The 24,946-nt window shown below is 33.2% G+C and carries 22 protein-coding genes; 16 read left to right on the top strand and 6 right to left on the bottom strand.

Annotated elements, in window-relative coordinates:
• The first annotated feature begins 117 nt into the window (after window positions 1–117).
• The 8 genes from ACJJV4_RS14725 (at window position 118) to ACJJV4_RS14690 (ending at window position 9,068) form a co-directional block, all read left to right on the top strand.
• Window positions 118–2,496, top strand: a complete 2,379-nt coding sequence (locus ACJJV4_RS14725) for a heavy metal translocating P-type ATPase (RefSeq protein WP_405295781.1) — start codon at window positions 118–120, stop codon at window positions 2,494–2,496.
• A gap of 144 nt (window positions 2,497–2,640) precedes the next feature.
• Window positions 2,641–2,826: a cbb3-type cytochrome oxidase assembly protein CcoS gene (ccoS, locus tag ACJJV4_RS14720; RefSeq protein WP_405295779.1), complete on the top strand. Its 186-nt coding sequence runs from the start codon at window positions 2,641–2,643 to the stop codon at window positions 2,824–2,826.
• 11 nt (window positions 2,827–2,837) lie between these two features.
• Complete coding sequence (gene ccoN, locus ACJJV4_RS14715) at window positions 2,838–5,030, top strand: cytochrome-c oxidase, cbb3-type subunit I (protein ID WP_405295777.1); 2,193 nt, start codon at window positions 2,838–2,840, stop codon at window positions 5,028–5,030.
• A gap of 24 nt (window positions 5,031–5,054) precedes the next feature.
• On the top strand, window positions 5,055–5,240 hold the full coding sequence (locus tag ACJJV4_RS14710; RefSeq protein ID WP_405295775.1) for a CcoQ/FixQ family Cbb3-type cytochrome c oxidase assembly chaperone: 186 nt from the start codon (window positions 5,055–5,057) through the stop codon (window positions 5,238–5,240).
• On the top strand, window positions 5,237–6,136 hold the full coding sequence (locus ACJJV4_RS14705) for a cbb3-type cytochrome c oxidase N-terminal domain-containing protein (RefSeq protein WP_405295773.1): 900 nt from the start codon (window positions 5,237–5,239) through the stop codon (window positions 6,134–6,136). Before ACJJV4_RS14710 ends, ACJJV4_RS14705 begins: the two co-directional genes overlap by 4 nt.
• Window positions 6,137–6,234: 98 nt before the next feature.
• Complete coding sequence (gene ccoG, locus ACJJV4_RS14700; protein ID WP_405295771.1) at window positions 6,235–7,659, top strand: cytochrome c oxidase accessory protein CcoG; 1,425 nt, start codon at window positions 6,235–6,237, stop codon at window positions 7,657–7,659.
• A 253-nt stretch (window positions 7,660–7,912) separates the two neighbouring features.
• The gene (locus ACJJV4_RS14695) at window positions 7,913–8,362 is read left to right on the top strand and encodes a FixH family protein (RefSeq protein WP_405295769.1); all 450 of its coding nucleotides are present in this window, start codon (window positions 7,913–7,915) and stop codon (window positions 8,360–8,362) included.
• Window position 8,363: 1 nt separating this feature from the next.
• Entirely contained in the window at window positions 8,364–9,068 is a 705-nt protein-coding gene (locus ACJJV4_RS14690; RefSeq protein WP_405295767.1) for a sulfite exporter TauE/SafE family protein, read from the top strand.
• A 108-nt stretch (window positions 9,069–9,176) separates the two neighbouring features.
• On the opposite strand, the gene ACJJV4_RS14685 is transcribed toward ACJJV4_RS14690, so the two are convergent.
• Complete coding sequence (locus ACJJV4_RS14685) at window positions 9,177–10,010, bottom strand: universal stress protein (RefSeq protein WP_405295765.1); 834 nt, start codon at window positions 10,008–10,010, stop codon at window positions 9,177–9,179.
• A gap of 80 nt (window positions 10,011–10,090) precedes the next feature.
• Window positions 10,091–11,455 carry an oxygen-independent coproporphyrinogen III oxidase gene (hemN, locus tag ACJJV4_RS14680; RefSeq protein ID WP_405295763.1) on the bottom strand — a complete coding sequence of 455 codons (1,365 nt, stop codon included), beginning with the start codon at window positions 11,453–11,455 and terminating at the stop codon, window positions 10,091–10,093.
• Between the two features lie 125 nt (window positions 11,456–11,580).
• On the opposite strand from hemN, the gene ACJJV4_RS14675 reads away from it, so the two are divergent.
• Genes ACJJV4_RS14675 through ACJJV4_RS14665 form a run of 3 tightly spaced genes read left to right on the top strand, consistent with a single transcriptional unit; the run spans window position 11,581 to window position 13,613 of the window.
• Window positions 11,581–12,207, top strand: a complete 627-nt coding sequence (locus tag ACJJV4_RS14675; protein WP_405295761.1) for a hypothetical protein — start codon at window positions 11,581–11,583, stop codon at window positions 12,205–12,207.
• Window positions 12,208–12,246: 39 nt separating this feature from the next.
• Window positions 12,247–12,777 carry an RNA polymerase sigma factor gene (locus tag ACJJV4_RS14670; protein WP_405295759.1) on the top strand — a complete coding sequence of 177 codons (531 nt, stop codon included), beginning with the start codon at window positions 12,247–12,249 and terminating at the stop codon, window positions 12,775–12,777.
• 38 nt (window positions 12,778–12,815) lie between these two features.
• Window positions 12,816–13,613, top strand: coding sequence for an anti-sigma factor domain-containing protein (locus tag ACJJV4_RS14665; RefSeq protein ID WP_405295757.1), 798 nt, complete (start codon window positions 12,816–12,818; stop codon window positions 13,611–13,613).
• A 499-nt stretch (window positions 13,614–14,112) separates the two neighbouring features.
• Here the strand turns inward: ACJJV4_RS14665 and ACJJV4_RS14660 are convergent, their stop codons facing one another.
• The 4 genes from ACJJV4_RS14660 to ACJJV4_RS14645 all read right to left on the bottom strand — a co-directional run bounded on the left by ACJJV4_RS14660 (window position 14,113) and on the right by ACJJV4_RS14645 (window position 18,991).
• Window positions 14,113–16,347, bottom strand: coding sequence for a TonB-dependent receptor (locus tag ACJJV4_RS14660; protein ID WP_405295755.1), 2,235 nt, complete (start codon window positions 16,345–16,347; stop codon window positions 14,113–14,115).
• Window positions 16,348–16,357: 10 nt separating this feature from the next.
• Window positions 16,358–17,668, bottom strand: a complete 1,311-nt coding sequence (locus tag ACJJV4_RS14655) for a tetratricopeptide repeat protein (RefSeq protein ID WP_405295753.1) — start codon at window positions 17,666–17,668, stop codon at window positions 16,358–16,360.
• Window positions 17,669–17,754: 86 nt separating this feature from the next.
• On the bottom strand, window positions 17,755–18,312 hold the full coding sequence (locus tag ACJJV4_RS14650; protein WP_405295751.1) for a DUF4331 family protein: 558 nt from the start codon (window positions 18,310–18,312) through the stop codon (window positions 17,755–17,757).
• Window positions 18,313–18,337: 25 nt separating this feature from the next.
• Entirely contained in the window at window positions 18,338–18,991 is a 654-nt protein-coding gene (locus tag ACJJV4_RS14645) for a DUF4331 family protein (RefSeq protein ID WP_405295749.1), read from the bottom strand.
• 156 nt (window positions 18,992–19,147) lie between these two features.
• Here ACJJV4_RS14645 and ACJJV4_RS14640 point away from each other — a divergent pair, with 156 nt between their 5' ends.
• From ACJJV4_RS14640 to ACJJV4_RS14620, 5 genes are all read left to right on the top strand, one after another.
• A complete protein-coding gene (locus ACJJV4_RS14640) occupies window positions 19,148–20,320 on the top strand; it encodes an LETM1-related biofilm-associated protein (protein WP_405295747.1) in 1,173 nt (390 codons plus the stop codon).
• A 156-nt stretch (window positions 20,321–20,476) separates the two neighbouring features.
• Entirely contained in the window at window positions 20,477–21,472 is a 996-nt protein-coding gene (gene lpxD, locus ACJJV4_RS14635; RefSeq protein ID WP_405295745.1) for a UDP-3-O-(3-hydroxymyristoyl)glucosamine N-acyltransferase, read from the top strand.
• Between the two features lie 322 nt (window positions 21,473–21,794).
• Entirely contained in the window at window positions 21,795–22,904 is a 1,110-nt protein-coding gene (locus tag ACJJV4_RS14630; RefSeq protein ID WP_405295743.1) for a sensor histidine kinase, read from the top strand.
• On the top strand, window positions 22,901–23,617 hold the full coding sequence (locus tag ACJJV4_RS14625; RefSeq protein ID WP_405295741.1) for a LytR/AlgR family response regulator transcription factor: 717 nt from the start codon (window positions 22,901–22,903) through the stop codon (window positions 23,615–23,617). Before ACJJV4_RS14630 ends, ACJJV4_RS14625 begins: the two co-directional genes overlap by 4 nt.
• 96 nt (window positions 23,618–23,713) lie before the next feature.
• Window positions 23,714–24,898 carry a DUF1566 domain-containing protein gene (locus tag ACJJV4_RS14620; protein WP_405295739.1) on the top strand — a complete coding sequence of 395 codons (1,185 nt, stop codon included), beginning with the start codon at window positions 23,714–23,716 and terminating at the stop codon, window positions 24,896–24,898.
• The last annotated feature ends 48 nt before the right edge of the window (window positions 24,899–24,946 follow it).

The raw sequence follows: 24,946 nt of genomic DNA, 5'->3' as shown, positions 1-24,946 counted from the left end.
CAATTTCCTTGTGGTAAAATTTTGTACTTTGTAAAAATAGCAAAAACATGATTAATATCATATTTAAAATACGGTTGATTTCTGAATTTTGCAACAGGTATAAATGAGCAAATTGAAATGAGTAAAACCCCATGTTTTCACTGTGGTTTAGACGCGTCTGCGGCTAATATCATATTTGATGATAAATCGTTTTGTTGTAACGGTTGTAAAACCGTGTACGAGATTTTCTCTACTAACGACTTAACGTGTTACTACGATTTACAAGCATCTGCTGGAGCAAAACCAAGCGATATTGAAGGCAAATACAACTTTTTAGATAATGCTAAAATTGTTGAAAGCATACTCGATTTTAACGATGAAAAAACACAAATCGCAACCTTATACATACCACATATACACTGTAGTTCTTGTATATGGATTCTAGAAAACCTAAACAAATTAAATCCATCCATAAGCTCATCTGTTGTAAACTTCGGAAAGAAAACAGTAAGAGTGACCTATAATTGTGAAGTAATTTCTATAAAACAATTGGTTAATCTTTTAAGTAGTATTGGCTACGAACCTTTTATTAGTTTAGATGATTATAGTGTTGGAAAAAGAAACGTAAACCGATCGCTTATTTACAAGTTAGGTATTGCCGGTTTTGCCTTCGGAAACGTAATGTTTTTATCTTTTCCGGAGTATTTTCAGGTTACAGGTTTTTGGATAGAACAATATGCTCCTGTTTTTAGATGGCTTATGTTTTTCTTTTCACTTCCTGTTGTTTTTTATTCGGCGCAAGACTATTTAATATCGGCATATAAAGGCCTACGTTCTAAAATTTTAAATATTGATGTACCCATATCTTTAGGTGTTATTGTTTTATTTGTTAGAAGTACAGCCGAAATAGTTTTAAATATAGGCACAGGTTTTTTCGACAGTTTAACCGGATTAATATTCTTTCTATTACTCGGAAAGTTTTTTCAACAAAAAACATATAATTTTCTTTCTTTTGAGCGCGATTACAAATCGTATTTCCCTATCGGAATTACAAAACTACACACTAACGGCACAGAAGAATCTGTACAGGTTTACGATATTGAAAAAGGCGATAGATTATTAATAAGGAACGAAGAGTTAATTCCTGTAGATTGTATTTTAATTAACGGAAAAGCAAGAATAGATTATAGCTTTGTAACAGGTGAAGCAGAAGCGGTTTCTAAACAATCGGGCGATAAACTTTTTGCTGGAGGAAAACAACTAAATGGTAGTATTGAGGTTGATGTATTAAAAACCGTAGAGCAAAGTTATTTAACGCAACTATGGAGTAACGATGTATTTAATAAAAATAAAGAAGATAGCTTTACAACACTTACAAATGCCATAAGTAAAAAGTTTACCATAGCCGTTTTAAGTATCGCCGTTTTGGCCACAACATATTGGCTAGTTGTAGATCCATCAAAAGCATTAAATGTTTTTACGGCTGTATTAATTATTGCTTGCCCTTGTGCTATTGCATTAGCAGCTCCTTTCACATTTGGGAATTTACTTCGCATTTTTGGGAAACTAAAATTTTACGCCAAAAATGCTTCAGTAATAGAGCAGCTAGCAGCTATTAACACCATAATTTTCGACAAAACAGGAACCATTACCGCAAATAAAGAAACCGCTATTAAATACGAAGGCTCGCAGCTTTCAACCGATGAAGAATCTTTATTAAAAAGCACTTTAAGAAACTCTAACCACCCATTAAGTAGATCACTTTACGATATTTTAAACAAACATGATATCGTTACCTTAGATAACTACGCAGAGTACATTGGTAAAGGTATGGAGGCTAAACATAATAAAAACACTATTAAAATAGGCTCTGCCCCGTTTGTTGGCTATTCAGCAGAAACTGCTACGTTAAACACAGCTGTTTATGTCAGTACAAATAGCCAATATAAGGGTCGATTTACATTTTATAATAAATACAGAAAAGGACTCTCTAAACTGTTTAATAAATTAAAAAAGCATTACGATTTAGTAATTCTTTCCGGAGATAATGCTGGTGAAACAGAAAACTTAACGAAATTACTACCCGCTAAAACAAAATTATTTTTTAATCAGAAACCTGAGGATAAATTAGAATACATTAGGCATCACCAACAATCGGGAGCAAAAGTACTTATGATTGGAGATGGATTGAATGATGCAGGAGCTCTAGCACAAAGTAATGTTGGTATAGCACTTTCAGAAAACGTAAACATTTTTTCTCCCGCATGCGATGCTATTCTCGATGCTTCTAAATTTAATCAATTGCATGATTTTATAAAAGCATCAAAATCGGCTATAAAAATTATAAAATGGAGTTTTCTACTTTCATTTTTTTACAATAGTATAGGGCTTTACTTTGCTGTAACTGGGCAATTAGCACCTGTTATAGCAGCTATATTAATGCCTTTAAGTTCTATTAGCATTGTTGTATTCACCACAATCAGCACCAATATTTTAGGACGAAAACTGAAAAAGTAAATTTTTTTTCATCACAATAAAACAATAATATAAATTGCTTATTTTTAATAAATAAAAATTGGCTCAAAATAAAAAAAACATGACAAATGTCATGTTTTAGAAAATGGTATAAAAGTACTTTTGATCCGTAACTTCAATTAAGGTATGAGTGTTATATATATTTTACTAACTATTAGCATAATTGTTGCTATTGGTTTTTTTGTAGCGTTTATCGTTGCTGTCCGAAGCGGACAATTTGATGATAGCTATACACCCTCGGTTCGTATGCTTTTTGAGGACGAAGTGGTTAAAGAAAAAACTAAAAAAACAATTTTAACTAAAAACGATTAACATTTTAATTTATGGAAATGCAACAGTTTAAGTACGATAATAAGATCGTTACAAAATTCATTTACGCCACCATTGTTTTTGGGGTTGTAGGTATGTCGGTAGGTTTGCTACTTGCTTTTTTGTTTTTATTCCCAAATTTAACCGATGGAATTCCTTGGTTAAGTTTTGGTCGTTTAAGACCACTACACACCAATGCTGTAATTTTTGCCTTTGTTGGTAACGCTATGTTTGCTGGTATTTATTACTCACTACAGCGTTTACTTAAAGCAAGAATGGCGAGCGACTTATTAAGTAACATTAACTTTTGGGGATGGCAACTTATTATAGTTGCAGCAGCTATTACGCTTCCTTTAGGCTATACATCTACTAAAGAGTATGCCGAGTTAGAGTGGCCAATAGATATTGCAATTACCATTGTTTGGGTTGTTTTTGGTATAAACATGATCTGGACCATATTAAAACGTAGACAACGTCATTTATATGTTGCTATTTGGTTTTACTTAGCGACTTTTGTTACGGTTGCGGTTCTTCATATTTTTAACAATTTAGAATTACCAGTTAGTGCTTTTAAAAGTTACTCTGTTTATGCAGGTGTTCAAGATGCCCTTGTACAATGGTGGTACGGTCACAATGCCGTAGCATTCTTTTTAACTACGCCCTACTTAGGACTTATGTATTACTTTGTTCCTAAAGCAGCAAACAGACCTGTATACTCTTATAGATTATCTATTGTACACTTCTGGTCTCTTATATTTATATATATATGGGCAGGACCTCACCATTTATTATATACAGCCTTACCAGAATGGGCGCAAGCTTTAGGTACCACATTCTCAATAATGCTATTAATGCCTTCTTGGGGTGGTATGATCAATGGTTTACTAACACTTCGTGGTGCTTGGGATAAAGTACGTACCGATCCTGTTTTAAAATTCATGGTTGTTGCAATTACCGGTTATGGTATGGCAACGTTTGAAGGCCCTATGCTCTCCCTAAAAAGTGTAAATGCCGTAGCGCATTTTACCGATTGGATTATTGCTCACGTACACGTTGGTGCACTAGCTTGGAATGGTTTCTTAGCCTTTGGTATGATCTATTATTTAGTACCTCGTTTATTCAAAACAAAAATGCACTCTTTAGGCTTAATGAATCTACACTTTTGGATAGGTACATTGGGTATCATTATGTACGCATTACCACTATATGTTGCTGGATTTACACAATATTCTATGTGGCAACAATTCAATCCAGATGGTACCTTAGTATATGGTAACTTCTTGGAAACAGTAACCGAAATTATGCCTATGTACCTTATGCGTGCTATTGGTGGTACACTGTACATTACTGGTATGTTCATCTTGGTTTATAATGTAATCATGACTGTTAGACAAGGTAGCAAAGTTGAAGATGAATCGGCAGAAGCTCCTGCTTTAGAACGTGTATCTAAAAAACGTACTGCAAATGAAGGATGGCACACTTGGTTAGAGCGTAAGCCTATTCAATTAACTATTTTAGCAACTATTGCTATTTTAATTGGTGGTATTGTTCAAATTGTTCCAACCATAATGGTAAAATCTAATATCCCAACTATTTCTAGTGTTAAACCATACACACCTTTAGAATTAGAAGGTAGAGATATTTATATCCGTGAAGGTTGTGTTAGTTGTCATACACAAATGATTCGTCCGTTTAGACACGAGGTTGAACGTTATGGCGAATACTCGAAAGCGGGAGAATTTGTTTACGACCACCCGTTCCTTTGGGGATCCAAACGTACTGGTCCAGATTTACATAGAATTGGAGCTAAGTATTCAGATAACTGGCACTTTAATCACATGTACGATCCGCAAAGTACCTCATCAGGCTCTATAATGCCAAGATACCCTTGGTTAATTACAGGTGAAAGCAGTGAGCTAGACAAATCTTTAACCGAAACAAAAATGGAAGCTATGGTTACCCTTGGCGTACCATATACGGAAGAAGAAATTGTTAACGCACAAGAAAGCATGTTGGCTCAAGGTTCACAAATTGAACAAAATCTATATCAAGACCCAGATTTTGCTAAAACCTATGAAGCGGATAAAAAATATGCCGCTGAAAACGGACAACCTTTTATTGAAATGAAAAACAGAGAAATTGTTGCTCTTATTGCTTATTTACAGCGATTAGGCACCGATATTCATGTTAAACCAGAACAAAAATAATAACCATCAAAACAATATAAAATCATGTTGAAATTTGTAAAATACCACATGGAGAGTATTGACGGTATCGAAATTTATCCGATAATTTCGTTAGTGATATTCTTTACTTTTTTTGTACTCCTTTTTTGGTGGGTTATTACAGCAAAAAAAGACTACTTAAAACAAGTTAGCAACCTGCCTTTAGAAACTCAAAACGAAGATATATTATGAGAAAACTAATTCCATCTTGGATACGAATTCCCGTAGCCTTTTTTATAATTTTCGCAGCAACAGAATACTTTGTAGATTCTGGCGAAAAGCCTGCTTTTATTGAATTTACTGCCGTTCAATTATTTTTAATTTTAGTACTATTAATTTTAATTGCTATTGAAGGTGTTATTGGCGCATTGGAAAATGTTATGCTTCATAAATTAGATGAAGAAGCTAAAGCACGTTTCTTAGCTGAAAAAGAATTTGGCTATAAATTCACTTGGATCAAAGAAACCTACACTAAATTGTTAGGGCAAAAACCAATTGAACAAGAAGGCGAAATAATTCTAGATCATAATTACGATGGTATAAAAGAATTAGATAATAATTTACCACCATGGTGGGTATATGCTTTTTATATATCTATTGTATTCGCTGTTGTTTACATGTTTAGATATCAAGTATTTAATGGAGACAACCAATTCGATGAATTAGAAAACGAATTGGCAGAAGCCAGAATTGCAATTGAAGAGTACAAAAAAACAGCTAAAGATTTAGTAGATATTAATACCGTAACGTTATTAACAGATGCATCAGATCTAAAAGCAGGGCAAACTATTTTTGAAACCAACTGTGTCGCCTGCCATATGGCAGATGGTGGTGGTGGAATAGGCCCGAACTTAACAGATAAATACTGGATTTTAGGTGGTGATATTAAAAACGTGTTTAAAACCATATCTGAAGGTGGACGTTCTGGAAAAGGAATGATTGCTTGGAAAGCACAACTTAAACCTGCGCAAATGGCACAAGTATCTAGTTATGTATTAAGCTTACAAGGTACAACACCAGCAAACCCTAAAGACCCACAAGGTGATATTTGGGAAGCAGAAATTGAAGAAACAGCACAAGCCAATTAACAAGATATACTGAACTCAATAATTTTAGATTAATCGGGGTTTAAAAACCTGATTAATCTAAAAAACAAATAGCCTTAACAGGTTAAATTCAAAAAACAGTGGAAACGCCAGAAAACGAAACATTTAGAGACTCTATTGGTACAGTTACCGAAGATGGTAAACGTGCTTGGGTTTTTCCTAAAAAACCGAGTGGTAAGTTTTACAAATATCGTAAATACGTAAGCTACGCATTACTAGCATTTTTATTACTCGCTCCATTTATTAAAATTAATGGAAACCAGTTTTTAATGTTTAATATTCTTGAGAGGCGATTTAATATTTTTGGATTTCCATTTTGGCCTCAAGATTTTCATCTATTTGTAATATCGATGATTATTGGCGTTGTATTCGTAGCGCTATTTACAGTTGCATTTGGGCGTATTTTCTGCGGATGGATATGTCCGCAAACCATTTTCATGGAAATGGTTTTCAGACGAATTGAGTATTGGATTGAAGGCGATAGAGGTAAACAAATGCGTTTAGCAAAAATGCCCTGGAATGCTGAAAAGATTAGAAAAAAAGTATTAAAAACGGTAATTTTTATTTTAATATCGTTTATTATAGCGAATGTATTTTTAGCATATTTAATTGGTAGCGATACACTAATATCCTACATCACCGACGGCCCTGCAGAACACTTAAACACATTAGTGTCTTTAACTATTTTTACCGCAGTATTCTACTTTGTCTTTGCTTGGTTTAGAGAGCAAGTTTGTATTATAGCATGTCCTTATGGGAGATTGCAAGGCGCGCTTTTAGACACAAAATCTATTGTTGTTGCCTACGACCACAAACGAGGCGAGGCAGAAAATGGCAGAAAAAAATTCAGAAAAAATGAAGATCGTGAAGCTTTAGGCCATGGAGATTGTATTGACTGTATGCAATGCGTAAACGTTTGCCCTACAGGTATTGATATTAGAAACGGTACGCAATTAGAATGTGTAAACTGTACAGCCTGTATTGATGAGTGCGATAATATTATGGAAAGTATTAACCTTCCAAAAGGGTTAATTCGTTATGCTAGTGAGGAGAACATAGAAAAGAAAACACCGTTTAAATTCACAGCTCGAATGAAGGGCTATACGGCTGTTTTAGCTATTTTGATCGGATTACTAACTGGTATGCTTTTTCTAAGAAACGATGTGGAAGCTACTATTTTAAGATTACCTGGCCAACTTTATGAACATAAAGACAACAACATTATTAGTAATGTGTTTACTTATAAATTGGTTAATAAAACATCTAAAGATATTGAAGCAGTTAGCTTTAAATTAATGTCGCACAAAGGTGAATTAAAATTAGTTGCAACCAATGATCACTTTATAGTACCTAGACAAGAAATATCTAAAGGAACTTTATTTGTTGAAATAAACAATGCAGCCTTAAGTGGTGATAGAAATAAAATAAAAATTGGCATTTACTCTGGTGATAAATTAATTGAAACGACTACGGCTAACTTTTTAGGACCACGGAGCTTTAAATAAATTTTCAGTTGAAGTTACTCCTAATTACGCTTCATGAAAAGAACAAAACAGCTTGTTGAAAGTATTTGATCTTGGTAGAAGAAAAGGTTCTGGCGGATGATGCATTAGGGATTGAAGTGAATAGCCCAAAGCCCGACGTAGGAGGTGCGAGGACTTGTAACGAAAAGCCCGACCCGTTAGGGGAATGCCCCTAAAAAAAGAGATTATTAATGATACATTTTTGCTTTCGCGGAAATAAAAAAAAAGTATTGAAATGAAATTTAATTGGGGAACCGGAGTTGTTTTAGCATTTGTGGGTTTTATATCGTTTATAATGTACTTTGTTATTACCATGTTCGTGGACGAACGCTATGAAAGTGAATTGGTAACGGAGGATTATTACGGTGCAGAATTGCAATATCAAAACGATATTAATAAACTTAATAAATCTAACGAATTATCGGCAAACATTAGCTACACACGTACAGATGCTGGCCTAAAAATTGATTTCCCAGAAGGACTTGATTATAAAACTATAACAGGAAAAGTGTTCCTATATAGACCATCTAACAAACAACTTGACTTTGAAACCTCGATTGTTTCACTGTCTAATTCTACTTTGCTCATACCTGACAAACGTTTGGTAGATGGTCGTTGGAACATTAAAATTGACTGGCAATATAAGGGAAATTCTTATTTATTTAAAGAATCTATAAGTTATTAACATGCTTTTCTCTGCATTTATACTCGGCCTATTAGGTAGTTTTCATTGTGTGGGCATGTGTGGCCCGATTGCTTTTATGCTTCCGGTAGATCGAAATAATGCTTTAAAAAAAGTATTACAAATTGGTATTTATCATTTTGGCAGATTGCTGGCCTATAGTATTATTGGTCTTGTTTTCGGGTTAATTGGCAAGAGTTTATACTTATTTGGTTTTCAACAACAACTTTCTATTTTTATAGGTATTTTAATGATTTTAGTGGTTTTAATACCGCAGAAAACATTTAATAAATACAATTTCTCTAAACCTATTTACCGTATTATTTCTAAAGTAAAATCTTCTTTAGGTTCTGCTATGAAGAGAAAAACCTTGGACACCTTTTTAACTATAGGTTTTTTAAACGGTTTTTTACCTTGTGGCCTAGTATACATGGCTGTTTTTGCTGCTATTGCTGGCGGAAACGCCTTAAATGGCAGTTTGTATATGGCCTGTTTTGGCTTAGGCACTATTCCTTTAATGACAACGGCTATTTACTTTTCTCAATTTTTGAAAGGTACGGCTAGACAAAAAATTCAGAAAGCCATTCCGGTGTTTGTAATAATTATTGGAGCTCTTTTTATTATTCGTGGCTTAGGTTTAGGGATTCCTTACCTCTCGCCTGCTCCAGTTTACGATGCTGTTTCGTCTAGTATGGATTGTTCACTTTAGAAAGTCCCCTTATTCTTTTTATTAGGTATTGCTGTAAAATATAATTTCGCCACCCTGAGTTTAACCAGAATGACGAAATTATTCCCCACTACAATAAAAAAACTACTATTAAATCTTTAAAGTTAATACTGGTAAAGGTGAATGGTTAACAACATCTTCTCCTACACTTCCCATAAAAAATCGAGATAAACCTTTTCTGCCGTGGGTTGGCATTACTATTAAATCTACTCCGCTTTTATTAGAAAAATTTACAATACCATCGTCTACCGTATAATCACTTACGTAAACCACATCTTCTAAACGTCTTAAATGCTTATCAGCTTTTGTAAAAAAGTTAACAGCCATTTTTTCTAATTGCGATGTACTATTAAACTTTTCGTTTGGTAAATTAACATGTACCAAATAAATTTTAGATACAATATCCTGAAACATTGCTACGGTATTATGGTATGATTCTATAGATTCTTCAGAGAAATCGCAAGCCAGAGCTATAACGTCAAAATTGATGTCGACTACATTATTTTTTACAACTAAAACAGGAATATCTGAGTTACGAACCACACGCTCTGTGTTAGAGCCTACAAACATTTCTTGCAGTCCACTAGCTCCATGAGAGCCCATAATTATAATATCGGCATTATGTTCTTTAGCAACATCGTTAACCTCGCTAAACACCTTTAAATGCTTAATAATAGGCGTAACATTTACACCTTCTAAATATTTTTTATTTAAGAAATCGTTAAACTTTTGTTCTGCTAATTTCATAAAAAACACAGCTTTCTGTCCTAAAAGTTCATCTGAAACAGAAAGTGCTTCTGTAGACATTTCTAGCATATGCAAAGCAAGCACTTCAGCATCATGTTTTTTTGCTAATTTTGCTGCTGTTTTTAAAGCATATTCTGAATGTTCTGAAAAATCGATGGGTACAATAATCTTTTTCATGTTAATTGGGTTTTAAGTTGATATAAATTCTCAGAGCCATTACAGCTTACTATAATTTAAAATAATTTGTTCTTTTGTTTTTAAACCGTCATTGAAAACAGTTGTGTATCGGGCTGTTTGCGCTGTAATAATAAATCGAAAGCCATACAAATATTCCTTACAAATGGTTGACCTTTAGCAGTAACCGTAATGCTATCTGCTTCAATTTTTAATAAACCATCTTCTTCCATTTCTTTTAGCCTAATTAAAGCATCTGGTAATTCTGGAAAACGAAGTTTATCATTAGTCCAACTCGTTTTGAAACGACACATTAAATTAAGAATATGTTGCCTGATTACCAAATCTTCTTCGTTTAAAATATGTCCGCGATAAACGGGTATAATATTGTCTTCGATTAAATTGTAATAGCTTTCTAAACCTTTTACATTTTGTGCAAAACCATACCAACTATCGCTAATCGACGATACACCTAAACCAATCATGGCTTGCGTTTTTGATGCCGTGTAGCCCATAAAATTACGGTGTAAATCACCATTTTCCATAGACTTAAAAAGGCTATCGGTTTTTAATGCAAAATGATCCATACCAATTTCGTGATACCCTACTTCTGCTAATAACTGCTTACCTAATTCGTATTGTTTACGCTTTAACTCTGGTGTGGGTAAATCGTGATCGTTAAAACCGCGTTGACCATTACCTTTTATCCATGGCACGTGGGCGTAACTATAAAAGGCTAATCTATCTGGTAATAACGCTTTTGTTTTTAATATGGTTGATTTTACGTGTTCTATAGTTTGAAAAGGTAAACCAAAAATAATATCGTGCCCTACAGAGGTGTATCCAACTTCTCTAGCCATATCGGTAGCGCGTTTAACATTCTCGAATGGTTGAATACGATGTATGGCTTTTTGAACCGTTTCATTATAGTCCTGCACACCGTAACTTACGCGTCTAAAACCTACATCAAAAAGTGCTTGTAAATGTTCGCGTGTTGTATTATTTGGGTGACCTTCAAAACTAAACTCATAATTATCGGCTAAAACCGATCTATTTAAAATACCATTGATTAATATTTTTAAATGCTCCGGACTAAAAAAAGTTGGTGTGCCACCGCCTAAATGCAATTCCTTTATTATAGGTTTTTCATCAAACAATTCTAAATACAAATCCCATTCCTTTAAAACCGCATTTATATATGGTGATTCTACATTGTGTTGCTTTGTAATACGCTTATTACAACCGCAAAACGTGCATAAACTTTCACAAAAAGGAAGATGAATATAAAGACTAATTCCTTCCTTAGAGTTGCTTTCTTTAAAAGATTGCATTAACGATTCTTTCCATTTATTTAATGAAAACGTCTCGTTATTCCAGTACGGAACCGTAGGATAACTCGTGTATCGAGGTCCAGAAATATTATACTTATCTATTAATGATTTGTTCATACCTAATAATTATAGTTCAAAATTATAAGAATTCCACTTCTAAAAATATGATATATATCATACCAACTCTTGCATGTCACTTAATAATGACTTAACTTTCGACTAAATAAAAAATGCATAAAAAAATGAAAAAAATAAGTATCCTTTTCTTAGCAATGGCTGTAAGTTTAGCCTCTTGCAAAAATGAAAAAAAAGAAAAAGCAACTGAAACAACAGCAACTGAAACGGCCGTAAAATATGTTGTAAAGCCAGAAGCAACTTCAGTAAAATGGACTGCTTATAAAACTACAGAAAAGAAACCTGTAGGTGGAGAATTTAAAGTATTAAGGTTTGATGAGAAAACTGGAGCAACTCCAGAAGAAGCTTTAAACAACTTAAGTTTTTCTATTCCAGTAAGTAGCCTTTTCACAAATGATGCGACTAACACTCGTGATGCTAAAATAAAAACATCATTTTTTGGTGCTATGCTAGACACAAGTATATTACAAGGTACTATAAAACACGACAACGGGGCTTATACTGCATCGATTGTCATGAATGGTATTACAAGTGAATTACCTTTAGAAGTTAAAATAACCGAAGAGCGCCGTGTGGTAATGACAGGTGTTATGGATTTAAAAGAATGGGACGCTTTAGATGCCTTAGCTTCTCTAAACAAAGTATGTTTCGATTTACATAAAGGCCCAGATGGCGTTAGTAAAACATGGGACGATGTTGCTATTGAAGTTAATACTTTTTTACGCGAAAACTAATACATCAACCTTAACACCACTCAACTTTTAAAACCATATATGGATTTAGATATTCTAGTCGAAAAATTTAAACAGAAAGACGAAAAGGCTTTTGAAAGTTTATACGCCATGTACAGCGAAAGTATGCATGGCGTAATATTCAATATTGTTAGAAACAACGATATTGCCGAAGAAATTATGCAAGATGTTTTTATTAAAGCTTGGCATAAATCGGATACATACTCGAGCAAAAAAGGACGTTTTTTTACATGGATTTTAAACATTGCACGTAATGCAGCAATAGATAAAACACGTTCTAAAAACTTTAAGAACTCAAAACAAAACCTCGACGCCACTTTTTTCGTAGATATACTTGAAACCAGTGATAATCTGGATAATAAAACAGACGCTATAGGTATTGCAGCTTATGTAAATAAGCTTGCAAAAAAATGTATTGAAGTTATAGAACTTCTCTACTTTAAAGGTTATACCCAAACCGAAGCCTCTGAAACTCTTGATATGCCTATTGGCACTATCAAAACAAGAAATAGAAATTGCATAAAAGAGCTGAGAAACATGGTTTTAAATTAAAACCAATGATTTAAAACAACAAAGTATTATTTAAAAAAATGGATATTAACGCATATATAGAATCTGGAATTTTAGAACTTTACGTCGCTGGTTCGCTTTCTGATAAAGAAAATGAAGAGGTCTATGCGCTTATGCAAAAAAATCCTGAAATTTTACAAGAAGTTTTAAATATTGAAGCTGCCGTAATTAAACTTACTGCTGCTACAGCTCCAAAAAACAAAAACTATATATTAACGAGTATCAAAAAAACTTTAGGTTTTAAAGGCAATAGCGATACTCAAGTTATATCTATTACCAAATACAATTGGATTACTTATACCGGTTGGGCTGCATCTATTGTTTTGGCAGCAGGCTTACTATGGACTATTAGCGAAAACAAAACTTTACAAACCGATATAGAAGTCGCGCAAGTAAAAGAAGCTTTATTAGAAACACAAATTGCCGATTCTAAAAACAGTTTAGAAGAAGCACAAACCTTAGTATCTGTTCTTAGAGACGATGCTATTACCAAAATACCTTTAGCGGGTCAAGGTAATTTTGCCACTGCTTATGCTAAAGTATATTGGGATAAAAAAGAACAACGCATATTCTTAGATGCTCAAGGTTTACCAGAACCTCCAAGAGGTAAAGTATACCAAGTTTGGTCTTTAAAACTTAGCCCACTTACACCTACAAGTTTAGGTACTATTGATGATTTTGCTACAGATGCTAACAAAATTTTCGAAATAGCAAATACCAACCAAAGTGAAGCATTTGGTATAACCTTAGAACCTGCTGGCGGAAGTAAAACTCCAACTATGGAATTTCTATACACATTAGGTGTTGCAGCTAGCTAATTCATTTTAAAACGTTTTCAATAGTTTATTTGTATCTTCTATTACCAAGAAAAGGTACAGGGATCCTCTATTTTTTTAATCTAAAACGGCTTGCTATAGTTTTAGTTAAGCCTGTTTATCCTATTAAAATTACACGAACACTTCTAATATTCTCGATAAAAACAATACCCTTAAAAACCTGTTAGCGAAAGCGTGACTCAAACTATGTAGTTTCTATATGCGTTTGCTGTTCTGGCCAATTAATTTATTCTAAAAAAATTTTAGTAATTTATTTTTACGTTCTATTGCTAGGAAAAAGCACAGATCTCCTCCATTATTATAATCTAAAACAGTTTGCTATAGCTATCACTCAACTTATTTAGGCTCTTAAAGTATTAGAACCCGCCAAATATTTTCCATAAAAAAAACACTTGACTATATCTCTACAATCAAGTGCTTTCACCTAAAAACCAACAAAATCAATCACAAAATTCTTGGTTCAATCGTAATATCTTTCAATTTAAAATTTATAACTAACAGACACTTTACCTGAAAACGGTGTTCCTGGTGTGAAGTGAATTTCTTCTACTGCCACTGTTTCATTTTGTAAACGTGACGTTGTAGCAAACTGTGTTTCATTCCATTCCGTATCAAAAAGGTTCTCTATAGCAATACCAAACGTTAATTTATTTATAGTATAATTAACGTTAAAATCACTTACAAAATATCCTTCGGCAACAATGCTATTATCCTCATTTGCAGGTCTATCATCTATATATCTAAAACGTAAACCTCCAGAAAACCCTTTATATTTATTTACCGTAAGTCCTCCAGCCAACGTAAAATCTGGAGCCAATGGTATGTAATCTTCACCAGCAGCTTCTTCGATACTACGTGCTTTAGTTAGTGTAGCATCGGTATCTAAAAACAAGTAATTATTTAATTGATATCTAAGTCCTAAATCTAATCCGTAACGTCTAGTTTCCCCGCTAGGTTCAACAATACCAGCATCACCTACATAAACAAACTCTTGTTCTAAAAATAAATACCACAAAGCTGAATTAACAACCAATTTTGGTGTAGGTTTCCAAATATTACCAAAATCTAAACTATAAGCTTTAGGTAGAACATTTTCGTTTGCATTACTTACAACAACTCGCGTATCATTAGAGTGAAAACCAATACCCGATTTTAGATAAAGTTGTAAATTTTCTTTAGCATCATAAAAGAAATTTAACTTAGGAAGTAAAATCGTTTTATCTTCTGATAACGAGGTGTACTCCGTTTGTAACTTATCGTTATACAAAAATTTAAAATGCTCTAATCTTAAAGCTGGCGCAAAAGTTAATTTACCAAACTCAAACTCTGCATTTACAAAAATATTAGCATTAGTTTGGTTAATATCACCAAGCTTTACTTGCTCTAATGTTGTTGTTCTATTTAAAGTTTTAGACAACTCGGTATCGTTTGCCACATCATTTCTTAAACCTATCCCGGCACTTAACTTTACAGGTGTTGCCCCTAAATACGTATCGTGTATTAATGTACTATTAAGCCCAAATATATCACGATCTTCAACTTGTTTAATTTGATCGCCATTTACAGGATCTTCCAAAAAGAATGTAAAATTAGAGAACAACTCAAAAGCCGAATGCGTATAAAATAAATTCGTTTTTAATCTAGTATTATCATTAATATATTTACTGTATTCCACATTTAAATTGGTACGCTGCGTGTTTCCTCCTTCTGTATCATCTATAGCGCCAAATCTCGAAATATTTCCATTATCAACTTCACGTTGTGGAATTTGTCCAGAAGCATCCCAACGACTCGTAAAATGAGAAACCGTTAAACTCAACTTATTATTTAGCGGCGAAATATGGGTGTATTTACCAAATAAATTAAGACGATTAAAATTTTGCGGAGACTCAAAAGGCCCATCATTCTCTAAATATTCAATAGCCACATAAGCATTTTCATTTTTAGAATCGCCTAATAAATCGAACATACCTAAAGTTCTAAGAGAATTAAATTGCCCTATAGACAAGGATATTTCACTCTCAGCTAAATAATCTTTAGTCGAAAAATCTACATACCCTGCAGTATTAAAATCACCTTTATTGGCATAATAGCTTCCTTTTCCAAAGTCTATTTTATTAACAGTTTCAGCTATTACAAAATGTAAATCGCTATATCCTTGACCGTGCGCATGCGATACCATATTTACCGGCATACCATCTACAGAAATGGCGACATCGGTTCCATGATCGATATCAAAACCTCTTAAAAAAAGCTGCTCGGCCTTTCCGCCACCAGCGTGCTGTCCAATAATTAAACCAGGCACTTTTCTCAAAATTTCTTGAGATGAGTTTACAGGGTCGATACTTAAATCTAATCTAGAAATAGTACTGAGCGCATTTAACTGCTCCGTTAAGTGCATTTCTTTTAACTCAAATATTTTATCTTCTAATTCAATACGTATATCGTTAGTAAGTTCCGTTTCACTTAAAACTATAATTTTAGTTTTGTAACCAAATAGGCCTACTTTTAAAGAATCGCCTATTTTATTATCATCTAAAACAAAAACACCGTTTGTAGATGTATGTGCATGGGTATCATTATTTATGTTATAAATATATGCTGCCTCTAATGGCTGATTATCGTCATTAATAACCACTCCTTTTATGCGCTGCGCAAACCCCGTATTTACAAAAAATAATACTATAACGAGAAGGAAGTATTTTCTATAATTCATAAAAAATATTTTAAATATTACTTATTTCATTAGCCATTAAAGGACCAAGTTCAAAAATACTATTATTCAACTCTTTTTTTAATTCTTGTGCTTTATTTAACTTTCCGTTAACCTTATAAATACGTGCTAAATGGTAGAGTACATCAGGTTCAGAAGTTTTCCCTACAACATAATCTTCCATTATAGATAATGCTTTTTTATCCTCACCTAAGTTAAAATAAGACCAGGCAAGCAAATCGTAAGATTGTGGTGTTGGACGGTTTTGAATCTCGGTCAATGCTATTTCTAAAGCTTTAGTTTTGTTCTTGTTATCTTCAGCAAATAAAAGCGCATTATACTTATTATACATGTCTCCATATTGTGTATTGCTTACCGCTTTTTTGTACAAAGCCAATTGTTGGTTTTTTAGATTAGAATCTTCTAAATACTCAGCAATATCTGCTTGTAATAAATAATAGTCTGGAGATTCATGCGTTTTTATCGCATGATTTAAAATACGAAGCGCTTCTTCAGGATTTTTTTCATGAGAATATACAATCCATGCAATTCCTTTTTTAGAATAAGCATCTTGAGAATCAATTTCTAAAGCCTTTAAATAATGGTTGTAAGAATCATTAATTCTACCTGCATGCCCATAATAATCGGCCAAATTAGTATAAACCCATTTTTTTGTTGATGGTATATTGGCATATTCTGCCTTATCTCTTGCACGCTCCATATATTTTATTGCGCCATCTAAATCACCACGATGATCGGACCATTTTGATAAACGAATTAAATAATCGAAATCCGAAAAATCTTTAAAGGTATCTAAATACATTTTAGCCGTTTCAAAATCACCAATTTCTAAATTAACATCAAACAACATTTTTTGTGTACTCTCTAAATGTTCGCCAATATTTTCTGCTTTTTTAAGCAATTTTAAAGCTTCTTTAAATCTATGCTGTGAAATATAATTTTTAGCTAAAGCACGCAAATACCCAGCATTTGTATAATTAACGGCTTCATTAGCTTTTAATAAACTTTCTTCTGCTTCAATTAAAGATTCTATTTTTCCTGTAACTCCAAATATTTGAGATTGTGATGCTGAAACTTTTGCCAAATAAGGAAATTGGTTGGGTGTTTTTTGTAATTTTTGTTTCCAAAATTTTAAATCTGCTTGAGCCAATTCTAAGTCTTTATTATTACTAATTTCTAAAAAGGCATTATAATCTTTTGGATTTGTTATTTTATTATCTTGATTATCTTGATTATTGCAGCTGGCAAAAAAAGAGGCCAAAACTACAAATAGTAATTGATTGATTATTTTTGTGATTTTCATAATTTTGATTTTTAGGTGTAATTTCTTTAGATAAAAAAAATAAGAGGTTGCTCAAAAGAACAATTAAACAACCTCTAAATTAGCTTCTACCAAGGAGAAGCTAGGTAAGGAAATGAGGGCAAAAAGTCTTTATCATTAGCACTTACATTATCATTAGAAAGTTGTGGGTTTTCAGTAAAATCTTCACCACCAAAAATCAATAATAATTCTACAGTAATAACATCATCAGCTAAAGCACGGCCTGTTAAAACATTAGTTCCATCGTAAAATGTTGTTGTACCGTCTAAAGACACATTTAAAACATCTGTTGCAAGCAAACCAGTAAAGGTTGCTGCATCTAATTGCAATGCGTTTTTATCACCTGCGTTAGCATAAGCAGGACTCAACCCTTCTAAATTAGTTTGAAACATGGATTGAAATGCTGCATTTTGTTCAGAAGGAATGGTTACATTAAAGTCATCTTTACTCGCACTTGATACAAATACTGTATTAACAGCAGGTCTTCCCATTTGATCTTGTTGCATAAAAGTTCCTGAAAAATCAGGTTCCATATCTACTATTGTATTGTTATCATCGTCCGATGAGCAATTAAATGCTAGAAATGATAATGCAAATACGACACTTATTCTTTTTATAGTTTTCATAATTATAATTTTAATAGTTAGTTTTTTATTTCTTTTTAGATTCTACCCAAGTGTTAATAGTTCCCGATCCACCAATCATACTTTTTGGTACTTCTATAACTATAGACATTACGTTACTGCCAGCAAATGTATCGGCTCCTGGATCGTTAAAACTAGTTGCATTACCTGCAATAATCGCAGAGTATTGTGCAAAATCCATAAAAAACGGATCGTCACGTGGTCCTGCAAAAAATGTCATTCCCATAGCATTTGTTTCTGTCATAGCTGCTTCACCATAAGCAGTAATATCTACCCAACCTGTATTTGTTGCTGTAGTTGCAATGGTACTATTAAGTCCTGTTTGCGACGGTGCTACAGGTCCAAAAAAGTACATTTTTCCGTCTCTCGGAATAGCTTGAATTACTAAATCTTCAATATTATCACCATCGGTATCAATATTAACTTCTACTAAAACACTTTCGTCAAATGCAGCATCGGCTGTTGCATCGGGACTAATTAAACCCTGCACATTTGCTACAAACACCAAGTTATTTGTGTTTTCAGCTTGAAATGCATAAAAGTCTGTAATATCACTTGTTCCACCTTTTACTGCAGGAGCATCAATGTGATCTGCTGCAACAATGAAGAAGCTCGCCGCAGCTACTACTCCAATACCTAATACTGTTTTTAAATTTTTCATGATTTTGAAATTTTTGTTAATCTGTTAATTATTGATTTCAGCCATACCTACGAAGAAACAACTAGAGCGGTTTTGTTAAAATTATGTTAAAACAAAAAACCTTCTAATTATTGCAGATAAAATTTATCTTTACTGCATATTAAAATTGATAGTTAAATGAACCCATCGGCTGCAGGTTGGATAAATAAATTGCTCACAGATGTTAGTACAAAAGAGGCGCTATTTAATATAGATACAGAATCTTTTTATGAAGCATTACGCGATTCTGGCTTTATTTACGGAAGTAATTTGCAAGTTGTGGAACAAACTTTCGAGAATAAAGACCTTACGGAAGAAGAGGTATGTAAAACCAATTTATGCCTAGCCTTTTTATACACCCACAAAAAATCTACCTCAAAAGTGGAGTTTGTAGATAGTGTTGTTGGTTTTTACAATACCATTAAAGAATCTAAACATTCGTTTTTTCAAGGGCTATTAGGCGGTAAAACTTCTAATGATCAACTCGAAAAAATAATACATAAACGCGTACAAATAGACGCCAATGTTTTAACAAAAAACTTCAACTACTTTGTTATTAACGCTCTACTTTATATTGATGTTTTGGCTTACCAAGCGTATTTAAAAAACGAAACTATTTCAATTGAATATTTTAAAAATTTAGAAGCGGCCATTACCTCTATCTCTTTAGACGTTTTAAACGCCAAAGCCGTTAAAAACAAATATGATGAAAGTTTAATTAAATTGTTTGAATCGTCTTTACGTTATCAAAATGAAACACTTATAGACTATAATGCAGCTGTGTCTATGGTAAAAACGACTAAGGAGGCTTATTACATTCTAGATATTGCTTGTATGGCATCTTGGAGCGACGCTATTATTGACGATAAAGAATACCAGTTTTTAGTAAAACTCGGGCAAGATTTAAAACTGAACACTAATCGTATTCAACAATCTATACAAAATGTCAATACATTTTACACAGCCAATAAAGGTAATATTGCTCTACTAAGCTCTAAAAACATTGTACACAGTTTTTACGACAACTCAAGCAAGATGGTCTTTAAATTAATTACTAGAAATAGTAAACGTTTATACCAAGAACTCAAGGATAGTAAAGAACTTATGGTATTACTAACACAGTCTACCGTTAGAGATTTGACCAAAGAAGAGCAAAAAAAAGTAACCGATCAATTATTAGATATTTTTAAATCTATTCCAAGTTTAGCGATTTTCTTACTACCAGGTGGAGCCATACTGTTACCTTTGGTTATTAAATTTATCCCCAAATTATTACCCTCTGCCTTCGATGAAAATAGAATAAAGAAATAATAGATTTCACTTACCTTCTTTTAAAGCATATAGACTAAGCATCTCTTTTTATTCGAAATACAAAGTCCATCGCAGAAAAAACATCTCTTCTTTTAGAACTATTTTATTTTTTTTCCGTTAGATTTACGATTACTAACAAATCTAATTATATAAAATTTGAAGACATCATATACAATTGAGGAAATTAACGAGGTATTGAAAGGCGAATTAGTTGGCCAAACTACTCAAAATATTACTGGACCAGAACAATTACAAAACGCAAATAATAACCATATCACTTTCGTGGGAAGTGTAAAATACGTAAAGTTTTGGGCCGACTCAAAAGCATGTGCTGCTATTGTAAATGATAATTTAAAAATTGAACCAGGAGATAATCGCGCTATTATTAAAGTGAAAAATGCCGATTTAGCTATGGCTAAAATATTGGAGCTTTTTAATCAACCAGCACCCGTTTTTGATACAGATATTCATCCAACAGCGGTTATACACGAAACTGCAAAAATTGGTAACGGATGTAAAATTGGCGCTAATTGCTACGTTGGTAAAGATGTAGAATTGGGTAACGAAGTTATACTATACCCTAATGTTTGTGTTTTTGACGAAACCATTATAGGTGATAAAACCATTGTTTGGTCGGGTACCGTAATTCGCGAACGTTGTATTATTGGTAGTAACTGTATTTTCCATACTAATGTAAGTATTGGTGCCGATGGTTTTGGATATAGACCAAGTGACGATGGTAGAGGCTTAGTTAAAATACCACAAATAGGAAATGTAATTATTGGTCATTTTGTTGAAATTGGAGCAAACTCTTGCGTAGATCGCGCTAAATTTAGCTCGACCATTATTGGCGACGGTTGTAAAATTGATAATTTAGTACAGGTGGCTCACAATAGTGTTATGGGACGATCTTGTATTATGGCTGGACATAGTGGTCTTGCAGGTTCTGTTACACTTGGAGATGGTGTTATTATTGGCGGAAGTGCTTCTATTAAAGACCATACCAACATTGATTCGGGAGCAACCGTAGGTGCTGGATCTGGCGTTATGAACGATGTAAAAGCCGGACAAACCGTTTTAGGTTATCCTGCGCAAGATGCTCGTGATATGCTAAAACAATGGGTTGCTATGCGAAGATTAGTTAAGAAATAAAAATTTATTTATACAAAAGGTTCACTTTATTTGAAATTTTTTGAATGGAGTGAACCTTTTTGTTTTGCGAATAATTCGATTCTGAGGTGTTTTTACATCAAAAGATGTAAATTACGGCAATTGTGGGAAGAAAAAATTTAAATAAAAAACAAAAAGCACACCGGCCATAGAGATTATTTACGCGCCTTTACTCTTAAATAAAACGTCCCAACCTCAACAACTAATTTCCATTGACTCAAACAGCATTTCCATTGAAAACATTTGAATTCTAAACATAAAAATTGCAGTTTTACCGTATCTTAATAGAACCTAAAAAAGTATTATGAATCTAGAGTTCTTAAACAAACGTAATTCCAAGATTTTTGAGTTCAGTTTTATTTCAGCCTTTTGGTTGTTATTATTTACGGCACCACTATTCTTTCAGTGGATTAACGTAGATAAAATAAACTGGAACATCATTTTTAATGTCTGGTTCGATTACTTACCGCTACTCATTATATTTTGCATCAACAGAATTATTTTAATTCCTCAGTTTCTATTTAAATCTCGAATTTCCTTATATATAATTTCTGTAACGCTATTAATAGCCCTAACCGTAATTGGTTCCATAACAATACGACAACTGGAAAACCCGCAACAAGCACCACCATTACACGGGCAAAATTTACTGCAACTGCCTGACTCTAATAAAGAATTTAAAGAGAGAAAAACAGGAAACTACGAAGCACCAATGTCTTCAACTCCACCTTATATAAACCTTATATTATTATCCATTTTATTGGTTGGTTTTGATACCGGAATGAATCTTTCTGTAAAATGGGCACAGGGACTGCAGCAAAAAGCAGAGATCGAAAAAGAAAATATTAAAAACGAATTAGCTTTTTTACGCAATCAAATTAGTCCACATTTTTTAATGAATACGCTTAATAATATTCATTCCCTGGTTGATTTCGATACAAAAGAAGCCAAAAGTTCTATTGCTAAACTTTCGGTGTTAATGCGCCATCTGTTATACGAATCGGACGCAACACCAACCACTTTAACAAAAGAAATAAATTTCATTAATAGCTATATTGAACTCATGAAACTGCGGTTTAGTGAAGAAATCGATATACAATTCAACTTACCAGAACAACTACCCGATATCACTATTCCTTCATTTCTTTTCACAAATATTCTCGAAAATGCTTTTAAATACGGCATAAGCTATGATGAAAAATCATTCGTTCATATTAATTTATATATTCATAAAAACGAGCTTGAATTTAATATATCCAACAGTTTACATAAAAAGAAAAAAATTACAGAACAATCTGGGATAGGTATAGAAAACACTGAAAAGCGACTTAAATTACTTTTCAAAAATAATTATACATTTACCCATACAGAACACGACAATATATTTAATTCAACTATTAAAATACCTATATGACAACCTGTATAGCAGTAGACGATGAACCTCTGGCATTGAGACAAATTGTTTCTTACATTGAGCAAACGCCATTTTTGCAACTTTCAGCAAAATTCACGAATGCATCATTAGTAACGGAATACTTAGAAACTAATACTGTAGATTTAATGTTTTTGGATATTAATATGCCAGATATCAGTGGCATGGAATTGGCTAAATCACTTAAAAATCCGCCTAAAATAATTTTCACTACAGCTTATAGCGATTACGCCATAGAAGGCTATAAAGTAAATGCTGTAGATTATTTACTAAAGCCAATTGAATATAATGATTTCTTATCTGCATCTACCAAAGCTGAAGATTTTATAAAAAAAGATAAGCTAGTTAAAACTGAAATTAAAAAGACGGGCGATTACCTGTTCATTAAATCTGGGCAAAAACACATCCGAATTAATTTTAACGATATAGAATATCTAGAATCTCAAAAAGAATACGTCTGTATTCATTTGATAAATAGTGCACCGGTAAAAACATTAATCCGTCTTAAAAATATTGAAGAAGTATTACCACAGGGAAATTTTATGCGTATTCATCGTTCCTTCATTGTAAACCTCAACCATATTGTTACCGTAGAACGCAACCGAATTATTTACAGCGACAAAAGATTTATTGTAGTTAGCGACACTTACATAGATCAATTTAAGGAATTTATTAGCAATAATTTTTTTAGTTAAAATTCCATTGATTAAATACCTCCTTCCGTTGATATTACTTTTTTTTCACTCGTCACTTTAAGTTCTTTGTAGTAAGTTAATACTAAACACAAAGAGATGATACATTATAGCAAAAAACTGTTTACGGCACTAGGCCTATTTGTTTCGGTTATTTCTGTGGTAAAAGCTCAAGCCACCTACCCTATTGTAGATACAGGTGTAAACGCATTTTATAGTAATACAGCCATAATAACAGCACCAACCAAAGCTCAACCTTTTTATGGGCAAGATGCTACATACACTGGTAATCAGCCTTCTTACACCGATAATAATGACGGCACGATTACAGACCATGTTACAGGCTTGGTATGGGAAAAAAATATGGGTACAAAAATCACTTTTGAAGAAGCCTTTGTAAAAGCAAAAAACTCAAATCTTGGAGAACATACAGATTGGCGTGTTCCAACAATAAAAGAATTGTACTCACTTATTTTATTTACAGGAAAAGTAAAAGGAGCTACTACCATAGATATGTTTATTGATACTGAATATTTTAATCAACCACTAGGAAACACAAGTATTGGTGAACGTGAAATTGATGCGCAAACTTGGTCGGCAACAGAATACGTAGGTAAAACCATGAGAAAAGACGCCACCGTTTTTGGTGTTAATTTTGTGGATGGAAGAATTAAAGGATATCCTAAATACAAACCCAGAACCGGAGATAAAAACACTATGTATTTTCGCATGGTTAGAGGAAACACAGCATATGGAAAAAACAATTTTATAGATAATGGAGATGGTACAATAAGCGATTATGCCACCGGATTAATGTGGCAAAAAGCAGATGATGGAAAAGGACGAGATTGGGAAACATCTTTAAACTATGCAGAAAACCTAGAACTCGCAAACTATAACGATTGGCGTTTACCCAATGCCAAAGCGTTACAAAGTATTGTAGATTACTCAAGATCTCCTCAAACAACAAATTCTCCGGCTATAAACCCGATATTCGACACAACAGAAATAAATGATCCAAAAGGAAAATCTGGCCAATACCCTTATTTCTGGACTAGCACAACACATTTAGATGGTAGAAACCCATCTGCTAGCGCTGCTTATATTGCTTTTGGCGAAGGACAAGGAGAAATGAGAGGAACTCTAATGGATGTGCATGGTGCAGGCTGCCAAAGAAGCGACCCTAAAAGTGGAAATAAAAATAATTTTCCTCAGTTTTTTGGTCCACAAGGAGATGTTCGTTACGTGTACAATTTTGTACGATGCGTAAGAATAATAGAATAAAAACTATATATTTAAAATAATATTAATATACCCCAAACAACATAAACG

Origin of the sequence: Algibacter sp. Ld11 (assembly GCF_045066735.1) — a bacterium.
Taxonomy (GTDB): domain Bacteria; phylum Bacteroidota; class Bacteroidia; order Flavobacteriales; family Flavobacteriaceae; genus Algibacter.
This window is presented reverse-complemented; position numbering and strand designations above follow the sequence as displayed.

What these genes read in the sequence shown, in the direction of transcription:
- ACJJV4_RS14650 (WP_405295751.1), bottom strand. Translation starts at nt 18,312, where the DNA reads ATGAAAACTATAAAAAGAATAAGTGTCGTATTTGCATTATCATTTCTA.
- ACJJV4_RS14630 (WP_405295743.1), top strand. Translation starts at nt 21,795, where the DNA reads ATGAATCTAGAGTTCTTAAACAAACGTAATTCCAAGATTTTTGAGTTC.
- hemN (WP_405295763.1), bottom strand. Translation starts at nt 11,455, where the DNA reads ATGAACAAATCATTAATAGATAAGTATAATATTTCTGGACCTCGATAC.
- ACJJV4_RS14660 (WP_405295755.1), bottom strand. Translation starts at nt 16,347, where the DNA reads ATGAATTATAGAAAATACTTCCTTCTCGTTATAGTATTATTTTTTGTA.
- ACJJV4_RS14695 (WP_405295769.1), top strand. Translation starts at nt 7,913, where the DNA reads ATGAAATTTAATTGGGGAACCGGAGTTGTTTTAGCATTTGTGGGTTTT.
- ACJJV4_RS14710 (WP_405295775.1), top strand. Translation starts at nt 5,055, where the DNA reads ATGTTGAAATTTGTAAAATACCACATGGAGAGTATTGACGGTATCGAA.
- ACJJV4_RS14625 (WP_405295741.1), top strand. Translation starts at nt 22,901, where the DNA reads ATGACAACCTGTATAGCAGTAGACGATGAACCTCTGGCATTGAGACAA.
- ACJJV4_RS14665 (WP_405295757.1), top strand. Translation starts at nt 12,816, where the DNA reads ATGGATATTAACGCATATATAGAATCTGGAATTTTAGAACTTTACGTC.
- ACJJV4_RS14670 (WP_405295759.1), top strand. Translation starts at nt 12,247, where the DNA reads ATGGATTTAGATATTCTAGTCGAAAAATTTAAACAGAAAGACGAAAAG.
- ACJJV4_RS14645 (WP_405295749.1), bottom strand. Translation starts at nt 18,991, where the DNA reads ATGAAAAATTTAAAAACAGTATTAGGTATTGGAGTAGTAGCTGCGGCG.
- ACJJV4_RS14675 (WP_405295761.1), top strand. Translation starts at nt 11,581, where the DNA reads ATGAAAAAAATAAGTATCCTTTTCTTAGCAATGGCTGTAAGTTTAGCC.
- ACJJV4_RS14655 (WP_405295753.1), bottom strand. Translation starts at nt 17,668, where the DNA reads ATGAAAATCACAAAAATAATCAATCAATTACTATTTGTAGTTTTGGCC.
- ACJJV4_RS14705 (WP_405295773.1), top strand. Translation starts at nt 5,237, where the DNA reads ATGAGAAAACTAATTCCATCTTGGATACGAATTCCCGTAGCCTTTTTT.
- ACJJV4_RS14725 (WP_405295781.1), top strand. Translation starts at nt 118, where the DNA reads ATGAGTAAAACCCCATGTTTTCACTGTGGTTTAGACGCGTCTGCGGCT.
- ccoS (WP_405295779.1), top strand. Translation starts at nt 2,641, where the DNA reads ATGAGTGTTATATATATTTTACTAACTATTAGCATAATTGTTGCTATT.
- ACJJV4_RS14690 (WP_405295767.1), top strand. Translation starts at nt 8,364, where the DNA reads ATGCTTTTCTCTGCATTTATACTCGGCCTATTAGGTAGTTTTCATTGT.
- ccoN (WP_405295777.1), top strand. Translation starts at nt 2,838, where the DNA reads ATGGAAATGCAACAGTTTAAGTACGATAATAAGATCGTTACAAAATTC.
- ACJJV4_RS14620 (WP_405295739.1), top strand. Translation starts at nt 23,714, where the DNA reads ATGATACATTATAGCAAAAAACTGTTTACGGCACTAGGCCTATTTGTT.
- ACJJV4_RS14640 (WP_405295747.1), top strand. Translation starts at nt 19,148, where the DNA reads ATGAACCCATCGGCTGCAGGTTGGATAAATAAATTGCTCACAGATGTT.
- ACJJV4_RS14685 (WP_405295765.1), bottom strand. Translation starts at nt 10,010, where the DNA reads ATGAAAAAGATTATTGTACCCATCGATTTTTCAGAACATTCAGAATAT.